The sequence below is a fragment of the Cryobacterium melibiosiphilum genome, from assembly GCF_003602235.1.
Classification (GTDB): Bacteria; Actinomycetota; Actinomycetes; order Actinomycetales; family Microbacteriaceae; genus Cryobacterium; species Cryobacterium melibiosiphilum.
Window position 1 is genome coordinate 132,385 of the sequence record NZ_QZVS01000091.1, and the last position, 14,434, is coordinate 146,818.

Here is a 14,434-nt window from a genome sequence, read left to right on the forward strand (position 1 = left end):
AGCAAAATAGAGTCTGAGTGGGCCCCCAGCAGGCGCGCGCGGCTATTCGGCATCTAACACTGCTAGGGCGACTTTTCGATCGATATCCCACTGCCTAGCCAGAAGCACAGCTGCAGTCGTCTCCAATAAGGACGCATCGTCTTCCCCGAACAAGAGGCCTGCAACAAGAGCTGACGCGAGATTGGGCGCATTCAAATCTTCGATGTCACGGGCGAACTGACGCAGCAAGCGCTTCAACTCAATTGTTACGGCGTCGGACGGGAAGGATTCGACCTCAACCATAGCGGCGGCAAATGTCTGCTGAGCGTCGATCTTGAATTGGGCAATCGTCGGAATTCGAAGTTGGGATGTGGGCAAATCTCGCGCCGTGTACAACTGCGAGAGAGCGTCAAATGCGCCGCGGACTTGATCGAAAAGAGGCGCTGGAGATGTCGGAGGAAGAACTGCACGCATCTCGTCCAGATCAGCTCCCGGCCAAGCCTTACCGTTGTATATGCGTACCTCCATCCCGGCGAGCAGCAACCCTTGGCAGGTGGGAGCAACGACGATGTCATTGCCCATACTTTCGCTGTTCGTTATCGAAAACTCGATTACTTCCCCGAGGTGCTGCGGCCATTCCAAGACCGTTGCGACCTCGTAGCTCAACGCGCGTGTCCCAAATTTACCGGGTGTTTGAGTGTTCTTTAGCGCTGTTGCCTGAGATAGCGGGGCGATGGCGCGTCTGAATTCTTCATACTCTGCATCGGACGAAAGTGTGGAAAGACGGTGTGCCTCAGCCGCTCCGCGTTTGAGGGCCCACTCCGCTCGAGCAGACTTGGCCCTCATCAGAACACGGGTACCGCTAGATGCGTCCCGTCCGCATTCGTACAGGACGAGGTAGAGCGATTCAAGGAGGTCCTCCAACTCGTCGAGCGCTGCCGGATGATGATCGAGACCAACGAGATACCAACGCTGGTTCTTGATCCCAACAAGTGAACGGGAGAGGATATGGTCCCGCAGATGTGCGGCGAGCAATGAGAATTCCGAAGTGCCTTTCAGCATTCGAGGTATCAAGTTATCTGTCACATCTGTAATGAATCCTGAGACATCGTCAAGCGTGTTGAACTTGCCGTTTGTCGTGTAGGTCGCTCCGAATGCAGGTCCAATGTCATTGGCGGCCTTGCTTATAGAGCTGATCAAGTCCACCGGATTCGGCTGACTGCGGCTTCCCTGACGGCCTGTGACCAGAGACGTCGCTAGCTGAGCCAATGGCAGGATCAGTCGGTCGATCAAGCCAAGGGCGGTGAAAAGGCGAGTGGTGTCGCTTTCGGCAATCAGGGACACCGATCTGATAATCCTTTCCTGATTCCAAGACACTTCTCGCTCGGTGATGTCGTTACGGCGAATCAATCCGGTGGCGGCGAAATTGTGCTCACCGATTACCAACGCATGGCCGCCGGGTAAAAGCACGGCCACATCAACTTCAGTTATGTCTGGGAAGAGCCGGAGCAGGCGTCGTCCAATGGCAACAGCTTGTGCGTGGTCAGATTGGTCCAATTCGGCGTGTTGAAGGATCCGCGCATAACCAATCAGTCCGTCGTTTCCCTTTCGAATCTCTGCCTCCAGGATCCACGGAGTTTCGCTGGCGAAGCGATCGAGAAGATGGCCTTGGCCGCCAGCAGATTCACACAATGCAACCCCTACGAGGTGCCCCACTGTCATGGCGGCAGAAATAATATCGCCAATCTGTGGCAAAGTCGCAGTGCTTAGACTTGCCACCAAACGGCGTTCCCGAGCCGCGGAGACCAGCGCCTTGATCTGTTCGGGATTGGCGTCCCTGAGCTCTGCGAACAACTGCGGGAGTTCGTCTAGAGCTGAGTCAATTAGTACGTTTTTCAGGGCAGCGGGATCTAGGTCGCCGAGCAGGCGCGCTGCAAGGGACTCAGTAGGGGAATCTGCCATCTCTTTCACCGCGGCCTGAACGTTCTTTGGAAAGACTGACGTATCGATTTCCGCTACAGCCCATTGAAATATGTAGGCTCTCTTCGCTGGCACCACGGAATGCGATTCCGCAATTTCAACCCATCGCATTGCGCGGCGAGAGAATGAGGCTGCTCTAAGGCCATGCAGGTAGGCAATGAAGCGTGCGACGCTGGGTGCACTGGCCAGCGCCGCGTCGAGAACTATTGTGTCCAAATCGGATCGGGCCGTGAGCGCGCTGGCCGTGAAACTTGCGATGTCGTCAGTGTGGAGTAAGGGGAGGGTCTTCGCCACGGAATCTCGCAAGTGAGGAGGAGGCGTCCGATGAATAGCCACGGCAATGGCCGTAGAACGGAGTTGGTGTATGGCGGTGAGACGTTCACCAGCCTTGATGATCATGTGTTCAGTCACAAGGCGTTCGATAGCCCGACGCGCCTCGAAGTCCGATGCGTGAACCTGTCGAAGCAGCGAGTCGAGGGGAACCGAAGCACCCCATTGGCCAGATACACCACAGATGCTGAGGATTTCTAACTCGAGATCACGGGCGAGGTGCAGACGCTCGCTTATCTGGTCGTCAATGACTTGCTGGAGCCGCACACCCTTGGTCAGCAAGTGGGTGAATTCCATGGTGAGCCCATTGCTAATTTCGAACGCTTCAGCCCAGTGCAAATACGAGGTGGAGCTAGCTGCAACAAGCCCGTTGAAAATTTGAGCGGCCATGCGCTCTGTGAGAGCAACTTCCACCGTGACGCAGTCTCGCAAATCTCCAAGCACGGGAAGATCCTCATTGCGTGCAGTGGCGACTAGGTAAACGCCAGGGACTGCGGCAGCCTCTCGGCGCAAATCACGCCACCCGCCATACCCACCGGTGCCAGCGGAATCAATGAGAAGGCCGACCGGCCGTTCGGGACCCGCGCCCCAGGCTCGGACCAATCGAATAATGCTGCTGACGTCATCTGGGGACAACCGTCGGACGCGAAACCACAGCACTCCGGGAGCAGCATTCGGAAATGACCAGAGCGCTGCGCTTTTTCCAACCCCAGAAGGCCCATGCAGCACGACGGTTCCGTACTCGACGCATCCGGCCAAAACTGCATCGTTGATCTCGTCCGAGGCAACTACCAGACCGGCTGCGACGTGCGTTGGTTGTGTGCCGATTCCTTCGTAATAACGCCGTCCATCAGTGCTTTTAGGCGCTTCGGCGAAAGGCTCGCAGATGCCATCGCGAACTGCAGACTGAAGGCTACCTACATCAGCCAGTTCAATAGTGCGCGAGATGAGGGAGCCAATGGCTGTTCGTGACAGTGTGGATCGTTGATCGCGCGGTCTACTCGCGTTATCGGCCGCCGCCATCTGGACGGCCGCTTCAAGCTCGCGGCTAACCAGGCCAAGGACGCCCGTGGGCGTTGATGAGTTTCTGAGCATAAGTCGAGCCACAATTCGCTGCTGCGCCTCCGCCCATGGCAATGCCAATACCCACACCGTGGCGCAGATCTCGGCGGCTTCCGCGGCTGAGTACCCGCGAGTAGTAGCCGCTGATCTGACTGCCGAGCACAGGGCCGTGGAGCTTGGTATGGACGCAATCACGATGCCCAGGTCGCGCGGCAGCTGACACCCCTCTATGTCACTTTCAAAAAGAACCGCGAGTTGATCCGTCGGCCTGTTTCTGGAGTTGTGTGCCGCCCATGTGGAAACGATGGCTGTCGCGGCTTCCCCACTAGGGAACTGGCCTCTTCTATCGATTCGGGACTTGACTTGAAGTTGGAGCGTAACTGTCCCCTCAACGGTTAGATCTTCCAGTCCTTCAGGAGTGAGTTGAATGCCTGCAACCTCATCCGAGTTGATACCTGAGGCTAGCCAGGCGCCGACTAGATGCTGAAACGTGAAGCCTCTTCCTGCTCGGGCGCCGTGCCGAGTACCAACCCAGTCAACATCGTCAGCGTCGTTTGAGGCAGAAACTCGGCGTGCGGAGGGCGGCGTCTTGGTAAGACGTTTCGCCCTGCTGGTCTTTTTCGACATCTCAACAGTGTTGCAGGCGATCGATTCACGGAGGTCGATATGAGGTATGTGAAGTCATATTGCGCGGCGGAGTGCAGCTCGGACATCCCATCGGCGAGACCAACCCCTGCTTCTCATCGGGAAGCGCGACAACTTTAGACCAGGCACACAACCACATACGAACTCCCACGCCTCTTGCAGATCGAGGTGGCACACCCGCTACGTGAAAGCGGAGGAAACCGTGGTGACGGTGTCGATGCCGGTGATGAGAGTCGGCGACGGCTACAAATACTTGCTGCGCACCGTCGCTGCCGGCGATTGGCAGCCGGCACGGCCGCCGTCCCGGTCCCGTGACCATCATGAAGCTCCGCGCGCCGGCGACACTCTTGACCAAGCCTGCAAAAGAGTGCGCTCCCTTGCCGAACGCACCGCGGCCCGGCGCGAGCGAGCGGAGCGAGCGCTCGGTGAGGCCGCGACCAAGTGGGTGTCCACGGCGGCCACAACATCGCCAGCACCCGTGCTGCGTGCCGAGGACATGCCGCGGGAGGCGATCGATGAGATCGGGTCGTGAGTGATGACGGCGGTGAGCGAGAAGCGTGCCACCTGGCGGCATTGGAACCTCGCCGCGGAGGCGGCACGCCAGCTGGCGCAACTACGAATCGCCTCGGCGTCGGATCGCGAAGCGGTCATCGGCCTCGTCGTGGATGCCGCCCAGGTGTCTTACCTTCAGCAGTTCACCTCTCGGAAGACGATTGAAACATCATCAAAACGCAGTGTAGAACAGGCTCACGCGCTCATCGCGAATGGACTTGTGACTGATGCTGGGTTGAAGAGCTCGAGTGATGCCCTATCTTCATAACTAGGGGGGTTCGAATATGGGAACGAGTCGCGCGTGATCCAGAAGCTCGATGCTCTTATCGAGCTGGGATTAATTAGGGGCCGAGAATAATGAGACTTATTTCTGCCCGCATCCGCGGTTACGGTCGCATTGTCGACTCCAAGATCAACCTCGATGCGAAGGTCATCGCGATCGTCGGTCCGAATGAGGCCGGAAAGACGACGCTCTTGAAGGCGCTCGGACATGTAAATCGCGCTGAGGCTGTGCCAGTGCCCCAGCGCTCCCGTGCCGCAGAGGTATCTGATCAGACCCGTGTCACCACTTTCGACTACGTCGTCGATGACGCCGACAAGAGTGCGCTCGCCGATCTTGACTTACTCGAACCGCCTACTCGTGCCTCAATCGCACGATCAGCTGCCGGCGACGATCTCGTAGTCGAGCTATCTCCCCGTCCAATGAAGTCAGTTAAGTCGCTCCAGGCCGCGGCAGAATGTTTGCGGGCGTCATTTACAGACACGTCTCTCGACGAGTGGATCGACCCCAACACCACGTATGCCGATCCGGAGTCAGATGCGCCTCGTGACTATCGGAAAGAACTCCAGGCGACCATCGAAGCGATCGATGCTGCCATCGCTGAACCGGGAAGCGTCCTGTCTGATGAGATAGTCGAGACTACGCGGTCGCTACAAACAGCAACGCTCGATGAAGCTGAATCTAAGCAGCTCCGCGAGGCTTACGGCACGATCCTCGTCTGGGCGGAGCGAGAAGACCCCGCTGCAATTGCACGCGATCGGCTCTGGCACCGCGCACCTGACTTCATTATGTTCAACGAGGCGGACCGCTCGATTCAGTCCGCGTACACGTTCAACGATGCACTCGCTAACGATCCGCCAGCTGCGCTCGAGAACCTGGCCGGTACGGCGTCGCTCGATCTCACCCAGCTTCTTCAGTTCGTGCGGACGGGAGATATTGCCCGTCGACGATCGGCAATCGTGCAGGCCAACAGTCGCATGGACACGATTTTTGAAGGGGCGTGGAAGCAATCGAATCTGTCAGTTCACTTCGAGCTGGACGGTGACCAACTGCGTATCGAGCTGATGGAGGATGGTGACAATGTCACTGTTTTCGACGAGCGAAGCGCGGGCCTGCGGATGTTCGTCGCATTGATCGCATTTCTGAAGGTGCATGGTTCTGGTCGCTTACCGATCCTCCTCATCGACGAGGCGGAGAATCACCTTCATATCGATGCGCAGGCCGATCTGGTGAATATGTTCGTCAAGCAGGAACATGCGGTCAAAGTTATCTACACGACACATAGTCCGGCCTGTCTACCACCTGACCTTGGTACTGGCATCCGTGTCGTCGTACCGCGTAAGGACAATTTTCAGGTCAGCGACGTCAGGAACAGTTTTTGGCAAAGTGGGGCGGGTTTCTCGCCTCTAATGCTTGCGATGGGTGCGGCGGCGGCGGCCTTCACCCCTGCACGTTTCGTCGTGTTGGCGGAGGGCGCGACCGAGATGATCCTTCTACCAACGTTGATACGAGCTGCGACTGGCGAGACTGATCTGCCTTACCAAGTGGCACCGGGATTGTCGGAGGTGCCGAACGATTTCTTGCCGAAGCTGGATCTCGAAGCAGCTCACGTTGCGTACATGGTCGACGGTGACGACGGTGGGGCGAAGTTGAAGACGGCGCTCACGGAGGCTGGCGTTCCAGAGGGACTTATCGCGGATCTCGGTGTACCGGGAATTGAGAACCTGCTTGCCCAGGAGCACTATCGCGCAGCTATCGCCGCGCTGCTGCCTGAATGCAATCCGGACGTCGCCGTGAGCGACTTGCCCGAGGTGCCGTCTATTCCCGTCGTGGATGGCGGCTCGGTTGCGAAGTGGATGTATGGCTGGATTAGAGACAAAGGCTTGAAGGTTCCGTCCAAGGTTGCGGTTGCCAACTGGCTGGTCGAGAACCAGCGTTCCACGCCCAGCACTGCAGGCGTCGCGGTGCTTACCGCTCTCCACGCGAAGTTGCTTGGTGCTCTCCGGATATCCACAATTCAAGAGTCGGCCGATAAAAGAAGTAAGTGAGACAACACGTTATGAGCGGTGAAGTGACAATGACGACCGTCAACCCAAACGGTGAATCCGAATTCGTGGAACCAGAGGTCGCTGAGCTTCTCGACCCGAGGGCACTCCTCGCTGACTGGGCGAACGCCAAGGATGAGTGGGTGCGCCTACTCGTAGCCGAAGTCATTGCGACCGCGCGTCCTGTCGGCGAGTCAACGGCTGAGAAGGCGTATCAGCTATTTCGCCAGGAAAAGGCCCTCGACGAGCGTGAACTGCCAGTCGTCCCTCAGCTCAACATCGAAGCCCGTCAGGACGAGTCAGCGCCGCCGCTGACCCTGACTCGAATCTCTGAGGTTCACGGCATCAATGCGCTGGTATCTGGATCGGTGATCGAGCCTCATGAGGGCTTGACGATTTTGTACGGTGAGAACGGTACCGGCAAAACCGGTTACTCTCGCGTCTTCAAGGCGCTCGCGAACAGCCGCACTGCCGACACGATCCTCGGAGACATCGAAGCGGGCGCCGTCGAGGAACAGAGTGCAAAGCTCGAGTTCACACTTGGCGACCAAGCGCAGACCCTCGCCTGGGCCGGTGACCGAGGTGTTTCACCATTCACGAGAATGTCGATCTTTGATAGCCCCGCCGTCACGGCGCACGTCGATGACGACCTTGACTACGTCTATGTCCCGGTCGCGCTGGCACTTTTCAAGCACGTCACTGTGGCGATCCAAGCGGTCGCAGGTCACGTCGATTCCACTATTGCTGGGCTCAGCTCCGGGAGTACCGGGCTACTCTCACGGTTCCAGCGCGGTTCAATGATCTATCCGCTAATCGAGGCACTCGGCGCATCCTCGGATCTGGTCGATCTCAAATCGAAGGCCAAGGCCGGCAAGGGTGTCGACGCTGAGCTCGATTCGCTTACCCAAGCGGTAGCGGCTCTACGAGCCAATACGATGGGCACTCAGATCACGGCTTTCAAAAGCCAGCAGCGTGTATTGGCCCAGGCAGGGGCTGCCGCTGACGCCCTGTCCGCCTTCGACCAGGCAGCGTACAACGCGGCTCGGGTTACACGGACACAACTTGGGACTGACTACGCGACGTTCCGCAGCGAACTATTCGCGGCTGCTGATCTGCCCGCTGGCCCAGATGACACATGGAACGACTTCATTGAAAGAGGCGATACCTATCGCCAGCACCTTGTGGCTCTCGGAGTACACGACGCGGATCGATGCCTTTATTGTCGTCAAGCGTTACTCGACCCCGCGCGAGATCTTCTCACTCGCTACTCGACGTACCTCGAAGACAAGATCTCGGCGGACATCCGCACCACCGATACTACGCTGACTACTTTCAATCGTCATATCTCCAGTATCCAGGGCAACGACATGACCGCGTTCATGGAGGAGCACAAAGACTCCGGCGAGGCCGACCGCCCTACATATTTCGCGCAGGTCGAGGTAATTGAGAACGCTCGGAGCGCGATAGCCGCTGCCCTCGCCGACAGTCAGACAGTCGACATCAAAATCACAGAACTGATCACTCCAGCGAAAAGCACGGTCTCTAATGCTCTGACGACCACTGGCATGAGCATCTCCGAGCTTGAGAACCAGCAGCAGAATCGCGTAAAAGTCCTCGACGATAAGCAGACGGAGCTATTGGAGCTCAAGGACGCAGTCGAGCTCGGTCTGTCCTGGCCACTGATTGAAACTCAGGTCAAGAGCGCCAAGGAAGCAGACAGGCTTCGCACCCTCAAAAAACCGATGCCGCAAATGGCCAGAGCAATCACAGAACTCTCCAAGACCGCCAGCAACAACCTCATCAACCTGAGCTTCGACGCGCTGTTTCTTGAAGAATGCGAAGCGCTCAGGACCCCGCCGATGAAGCTGCAATTCGTCGGACGCGACGGCAAGGCCCAACGTCGTAAAGTTATGACCGGTAAGCACAAACCGTCGAAGGTGCTCTCTGAAGGTGAACAGAAGGTGCTGGCCCTAGCTGACTTCTTGGCCGAGGCGCGACTTGCGGGCATTACAGCGCCGGTGATTTTCGATGATCCTGTGTCTAGCCTTGACCACCGTCGCGTCAACGAGGTCGCTCAGCGGATTGCGCAATTGGCAGACAACATCCAGGTCATCGTATTCACCCACGACATCCTTTTCGCCACGACGCTCTTAAATCTTTCCGAGAAATCGAAACGCTGTTCGCTGTTCCAAATCACGGACGAAAGCGGCAAAGGACAAGTCACCCGAGCAACTGGTTTGCGCACGGACTCGCTGAGCGCCATTCGAGGACGAATTAATGCTGCGATTCAGAATGCGAAGGCCCAGGAGGGGGAAGTACGAGATGCGTTTGTGCGGATGGCATACAGCCATGTTCGGGCGTGGTGCGAAGTCTTCACGGAAGAAGAGTTGCTGAAGGGTGTAACGAAGCGCTACCGCGCGAACGTTCAGATGACCACCCTCCCGAGCATCGACGGTAGCAAACTCGACGAGATCGGTCCTAAGGTAACGGAAATATTCGAGGTTGCCTGTCGGTACATTGATGGCCATTCCCAACCGCTTGTGACGCTGGGGGTCAGTCCTACCCTCACCGGCCTGGAGCAACACTGGACTGAGCTGCAAAACCTCAAGAAGGTCAACGACCGCAAGTCATGACACGGAGCAATCCTGCGCTTGTATGTCCACCTTGTTGCAACGAGCGTCGCGCGTGACTATGCCTCGCTCTCCCAGCCGACTGAGGACCGTGGTCGCATTGACGCCCTGAGGCAATCGCGAGCGGCGTCGCCACGGAGGCTTCACCGGGCGATGGTCGAGCATCTGCAAGCCGGCCGCGAGATCGAGATGTCCGTGGTCCTCGCGGCTCATTTCGCCGACGTCTCGATTGTGAACTTCGTCCTGAAATCGGGGCGCCCGCTCGTCGAGAGCGGCGCTGTGGTCCTCGCGCAGCTGGATCCGGTGGTTCGTGTGATGAACGTGGGTCGTGGCCTCGGTTCGGTAGGTACCGCAGACAGTGAGGACCGAGAATGACCACGGGAATTGAGAACAAACGGTCATCCTTTATACGGGAACGTCTGCACGGAGGTCTCGACGACGGAAATAGATCCAGCGCGGTTTGACCGATCGTTCGTGAGGAATTCCGAGCCTCCTTGGCTGAGCCTGGTGTGGAAGCAACTCAGGGAATTCGCGAATCCTCCCGTGTGTCGCGGCGCACCTTCGTCATGATGACGGAGGTGGCCGCGGTGACGGTGTCGATGCGGGTGATGAGTGCCGGGGACGGTTATATGTACCTGCTGCGCACCGTCGCCGCCAGTGACGGCGACCGTTCGATGTCGACTCCGCTCACTCGGTACTACACCGCGGAGGGCACGCCGCCCGGCCGCTGGATGGGCGCCGGCCTCCCCGGGCTCGGCGGCGGCCTCATCGCCGAGGGCGACCTGGTCACTGAGGCCCAGCTGCAGCTGCTCGTAGGCCTCGGCCGCGACCCGGTCACCGGCGAACCCCTCGGACGCGCCTACCCGGAGTACCGCACCACCGCAGAACGCGCCTCGGCCCAGATGAGAGTTGAGGGTCTCGGGAACGGGCCGACGGCGCGAGCGGCGGGCGCCGCGGCATCCGCTGATGAGGAACCGGTTGCTAGGCGGCGGCGGGCCGTGGCGGGGTATGACTTCACGTTTTCGATTCCGAAGTCGGCGAGTGTTCTGTGGGGTGTGGCGGACGCGGGCACGCAGGCGCGCATCGCGGCGGCGCACCATGGGGCGGTGGCCGAGGTGATTGCGTACCTGGAGCGGGAGGTCGCGGCGACGCGCACGGGCACCACCGGGCAGGGCGGCGCGGTCGCGCAGGTGGACGTGACCGGCCTGATCGCGACGGCGTTCGATCATTTCGACAGCCGGGCGGGGGATCCGCACCTGCACACGCACGTGGTGATCAGCAACAAGGTGCAGACCGTGCTCGACGGCAAGTGGCGCTCTCTCGACGGCCGGCCGATGCACGAGGCCGTGGTGGCGCTGAGTGAGCTGCACGAGAGCCTGTTCGCCGACGCGCTCACCCGCTCGCTCGGCGTGCAGTGGGAACCGCGGGAGCGAGGGCGCGACCGGCACCCGGCGTGGGCTGTGCGGGGTGTGCCGGAGGCGCTCGTGGCGGAGTTTTCGACGCGGTCCCGGCACATCGACGTGGAGACCGACCGGCTGATCGAGGCGTATGTGGCCGGTCACGGGCGGCATCCGAGTGCGGTGACGATCACGAAGCTGCGTGCCCAGGCGACGCTCGCCACCCGGCCGGCGAAGCAGGTGCACTCGCTGGCGCAGCTGACGGCGGCGTGGCGGGAACGCGCCGGGCGCGTGCTCGGGCGGGACGCGTTGGTGGTGATGGGTGACCCGGTGGTGCTGCACGCTGAGGACCTGCCGCTTTCCGCTCTTGAGGCGCTCGGGCTGAGCGTGATGACGGCCGTCAGCGAGAAGCGCGCCACCTGGCGGCACTGGAACCTCATCGCCGAGGCCTCGCGCCAGAGCATGCCGTACCGTTTCGCGTCGGCCAGCGATCGCGAGGCCGTCGTCGGGCTGATAGCGGATGCCGCCGAGCGCGCCTCCCTGCGACGCACCCCACCGGAGCTCGCCGTGAGCCCGGCGGCGTTTCAGCGGGAGGACGGGACCTCGGTGTTCCGGCCAAAGCACTCCGTGGTGTTCACCTCGACCGAGCTGCTCGAGGCCGAGGCGCGGTTGCTGGCGCGGGCTGCGCTGGTGACCGCGCCGCGGGTTACGGTGCCGGATTCGGTTGCGCGGCGGCGGCTGCCTGGCGGGGGAGTGCTCGCTGCGGACCAGTTGGCGGCGCTGTCGGCGGTCGCCGGGTCGGGGCGGGTCGTCGATGTGCTGGTCGGGCCGGCGGGCGCCGGCAAAACGACGGCGATGAACGCGCTGCGGCGAGCCTGGGAGTCGGCGCATGGCGCGGGGTCGGTCGTCGGGCTGGCACCGTCGGCCGCCGCCGCGACGGTGTTGGCGACGGATCTCGGCATCACGACCGAGAACCTGGCGAAGTGGTGGCACTCCCATCTCGCCGACGGCACGACCTTCCGGCCCGGCCAGCTCGTGATCATTGACGAGGCGTCCCTGGCGGGCACGCTGCCGTTGGACCGGGTGACCGCGCTGGCGGCTGCTGCCGGCGTGAAGGTGCTGCTGGTCGGCGATCACGCGCAGCTGCAGTCGGTGGATGCCGGTGGCGCGTTCTCGCTGCTGGTGCACGACCGGCCGGATGCGCCCGAGCTGCTCGACGTGCACCGGTTCGTGCATGAGTGGGAGAAGGTGGCGTCCCTCGGGCTGCGGCAGGGCTCGCCGGAGTCCATTGATGCGTACGCCAGCGAGCCCTATGGCAACCGCGGCCGCCGCGACCGATCTCATTACTACTGCCAGCGCATCCGATCTGGTCAGTGGCCGGCACGGACGCCGCAGCGGGTCCACGCTGGGCCGCCCACGCAGTTCTGTTCTGTGCGCTCGCCCAGATCGAGCCGGGGCATCGAGGATTGCGGTGATTAGGAAGTGTGGAAGCTGCGGCCAGGTGGCTGGATTGCATGTTTGTGTCGTTGTCTTCGTGCTGCTGTGGACCTAGTTACGCTGGAAGCATGATCCTGCATAAAAGCGTGTTGTCCTTGGCTGCTTTGGTCGTCGTTTTGCCCTTGTTGGCTGGTTGTTCTGCATCAGGAGCTGAGCCGCAGGGCATTGGGGCCAGCGCTGGTGACGTGGAGGCCACGGCCGAAGCGGACACTACAGAGACAACCGAAGCGGAAGCCGAAGCCGAAGCCGAAGCGGCCATGCCAGATCCGAATTGCCTAACGGTGTCCGCGGCAACTATCGCTCGAATCCAGGCTGGCGTGCAGGGCATCGATCCCGCTAACACTCTGACCCGGGCAACGGCATACAAAGCAGGTGACCGGTCTGACGTGTACTTCATTGCTGGTGAAATCACCGGCGCGGGAATGGAAGTCGGAGATGCTAACGGGCTTTGGGCCACAAACGGGGATCCCGTAACCGATGAGAAGTCGGGACTGACTTTTTCTGTTGACGGTTTTGCGAAGTCATTCTCTGATTGGGCGGATGGAGATGTCCAGGACCTGAGCGCGTCCGAAGCCGGTGCGGAAGAAGCTATCGCCTGCCTAGAAGCTCTTCAAGAGTAAAAGGCATATGTGGCAGGAAGGTTTCTCGTCGGATGTAGTCACGTCCACGGGCTCTCACAGCCTCAAGGGCGAGTCATCATCGACGCAATGATCCAGTCCAACCAAGAGCACTGGAATAGCGCCGCTGAGCAGGCACGATTGTCTGCGACTGACCGCGCCTTCCTGTGGGGCAGACAGATTCTGAACCCTGCTGCCTCGGACGGGTACTGAGCCGTTTGGGTCGTTATGCACTGACTTTGGTCACCAATGCCTGATGCCAGGCCGAGAAGCTTGCTGACCAAGGCGGCTCTGTGGCAAACGTCGGTTCAAAAAAGCGCCTGGTTTTTCCGCTCAATAGATTCCGCTTACGGAGCCCCTCGGGCCCCAGGAATATATAGCAGGTTCGCGGGTAGTTGAGCCTCTTGTTGGCGAGGCGATCAAACAAGAATGTCTGACTATCCAGTGCCTGCTGGTACGCCGCGATGGCTTCTTGACGCTTCGGCTGATGTCCAGCGTGAACGATACGATTCCTCAAACTCGCAGCACCACCTTTGTAGACCTGCCATGGAGATGCCGATGAAGTCCAATCGCCTCCAAGCATCGAGACGGTTTTCGTTGTCGCCCGCTTGAGTGGAGTGACATCGCGTGAAAACAAACCAGAAGCTTCATCGACCGCGCGGTCTGTCTCGCCACCGGACCTGACGTGTTCTTCCCAGAGCAACGCTGAGAGCAGGGCGTCGCTCAAGACCTCCATACCTGTAGCAGCAGAGACAACAGCGGCGCTGTAGTCGCCGTCCGCATGTATGAGCCGCTGCGCATCCATGAACCGCTTCATTCAGGCGGCGCTCGGCGGCGGTGGACGGGTGTAGCTGCCTCGGCGGCAGGCCCAGACCGCTGAGCTGGCGCTTAAGGCGCCGCGCTGCGGCGTTGGCAGCGAGTTCCGCCTGGTAGATGTCGGGGTTATTGCGCCGGGTGCGCTGCCATTCGGCGCGGCGCTCCATGTTGCGTTCGGCCCCGCTTTCGTGGTCTGCTTGGTGCGTTCGGGGTCGGCGTCGCGGCGGGCGACGGCGCGGGCGTTGACCTCGTCGCGGTGGTGCTTGTAGTAGCGCTGGGAGTACTCGCGGATCTTGTCGCGATTCTGCTCGACCCACCGCTGCTGGTACTCGCGCTTGCGCTCGGGATGCTGCTGGCGATGAGGGAAGTCAGCGAGCACGTGCCCACGAATCGGCTCACGGTGGACGATGCCCGGGATGCCGCTCGAATTGTCGGGCTCCACATTGCGACGACGCTCGACAATCGCCGCGACGCAGTGGGGACGCCGGTTCCGGGGCGTTCGCTCCACTAGGGCGTGTCTCCTAATGATCCGTGGGGTCGTGTGGCACAGTTGACGCATGTCGCGAACTGCCGTTTTATCTGACAGCGAGTGGGCTCGACTCGA

Annotated in this window: 9 protein-coding genes and 1 pseudogene; 7 read left to right on the forward strand and 3 right to left on the reverse strand. The window is 60.4% G+C overall.

Annotated elements, in window-relative coordinates; translation table 11 throughout:
* Nucleotides 1-42: 42 nt before the first annotated feature.
* Nucleotides 43-3,978 (reverse strand): hypothetical protein, encoded by a 3,936-nt coding sequence (locus tag D6T64_RS16015; RefSeq protein WP_147364592.1) that lies wholly within the window; start codon nucleotides 3,976-3,978, stop codon nucleotides 43-45.
* A 202-nt stretch (nucleotides 3,979-4,180) separates the two neighbouring features.
* On the opposite strand from D6T64_RS16015, the gene D6T64_RS22935 reads away from it, so the two are divergent.
* The 7 genes and pseudogenes from D6T64_RS22935 to D6T64_RS16050 all read left to right on the forward strand — a co-directional run bounded on the left by D6T64_RS22935 (nucleotide 4,181) and on the right by D6T64_RS16050 (nucleotide 13,017).
* Nucleotides 4,181-4,528, forward strand: coding sequence for a hypothetical protein (locus D6T64_RS22935; protein ID WP_199719192.1), 348 nt, complete (start codon nucleotides 4,181-4,183; stop codon nucleotides 4,526-4,528).
* A gap of 12 nt (nucleotides 4,529-4,540) precedes the next feature.
* On the forward strand, nucleotides 4,541-4,816 hold the full coding sequence (locus D6T64_RS16025) for a YdeI/OmpD-associated family protein (protein WP_147364593.1): 276 nt from the start codon (nucleotides 4,541-4,543) through the stop codon (nucleotides 4,814-4,816).
* Between the two features lie 89 nt (nucleotides 4,817-4,905).
* The gene (locus D6T64_RS16030) at nucleotides 4,906-6,876 is read left to right on the forward strand and encodes an AAA family ATPase (RefSeq protein WP_119975678.1); all 1,971 of its coding nucleotides are present in this window, start codon (nucleotides 4,906-4,908) and stop codon (nucleotides 6,874-6,876) included.
* Between the two features lie 11 nt (nucleotides 6,877-6,887).
* Nucleotides 6,888-9,506 carry an AAA family ATPase gene (locus D6T64_RS16035; protein WP_233551264.1) on the forward strand — a complete coding sequence of 873 codons (2,619 nt, stop codon included), beginning with the start codon at nucleotides 6,888-6,890 and terminating at the stop codon, nucleotides 9,504-9,506.
* A 150-nt stretch (nucleotides 9,507-9,656) separates the two neighbouring features.
* Nucleotides 9,657-9,878 (forward strand): hypothetical protein, encoded by a 222-nt coding sequence (locus D6T64_RS16040; protein WP_119975679.1) that lies wholly within the window; start codon nucleotides 9,657-9,659, stop codon nucleotides 9,876-9,878.
* Nucleotides 9,879-10,102: 224 nt separating this feature from the next.
* Nucleotides 10,103-12,199, forward strand: a pseudogene (gene mobF / locus D6T64_RS16045) (MobF family relaxase); the annotation flags it as partial.
* Between the two features lie 266 nt (nucleotides 12,200-12,465).
* The gene (locus D6T64_RS16050) at nucleotides 12,466-13,017 is read left to right on the forward strand and encodes a hypothetical protein (RefSeq protein ID WP_119975680.1); all 552 of its coding nucleotides are present in this window, start codon (nucleotides 12,466-12,468) and stop codon (nucleotides 13,015-13,017) included.
* Between the two features lie 223 nt (nucleotides 13,018-13,240).
* Here D6T64_RS16050 and D6T64_RS22320 read toward each other — a convergent pair whose 3' ends face one another.
* Complete coding sequence (locus tag D6T64_RS22320; protein WP_147364594.1) at nucleotides 13,241-13,819, reverse strand: hypothetical protein; 579 nt, start codon at nucleotides 13,817-13,819, stop codon at nucleotides 13,241-13,243.
* A gap of 12 nt (nucleotides 13,820-13,831) precedes the next feature.
* On the reverse strand, nucleotides 13,832-14,338 hold the full coding sequence (locus tag D6T64_RS22325) for a hypothetical protein (protein ID WP_147364595.1): 507 nt from the start codon (nucleotides 14,336-14,338) through the stop codon (nucleotides 13,832-13,834).
* Between the last annotated feature and the right edge of the window lie 96 nt (nucleotides 14,339-14,434).

Excerpts from the sequence above, each read along its gene's own strand:
- D6T64_RS16015 (WP_147364592.1), bottom strand. The coding sequence starts at position 3,978 with ATGTCGAAAAAGACCAGCAGGGCGAAACGTCTTACCAAGACGCCGCCC.
- D6T64_RS16030 (WP_119975678.1), top strand. The coding sequence starts at position 4,906 with ATGAGACTTATTTCTGCCCGCATCCGCGGTTACGGTCGCATTGTCGAC.
- D6T64_RS16035 (WP_233551264.1), top strand. The coding sequence starts at position 6,888 with ATGAGCGGTGAAGTGACAATGACGACCGTCAACCCAAACGGTGAATCC.
- D6T64_RS16040 (WP_119975679.1), top strand. The coding sequence starts at position 9,657 with ATGGTCGAGCATCTGCAAGCCGGCCGCGAGATCGAGATGTCCGTGGTC.
- D6T64_RS16050 (WP_119975680.1), top strand. The coding sequence starts at position 12,466 with ATGATCCTGCATAAAAGCGTGTTGTCCTTGGCTGCTTTGGTCGTCGTT.
- D6T64_RS22320 (WP_147364594.1), bottom strand. The coding sequence starts at position 13,819 with ATGGATGCGCAGCGGCTCATACATGCGGACGGCGACTACAGCGCCGCT.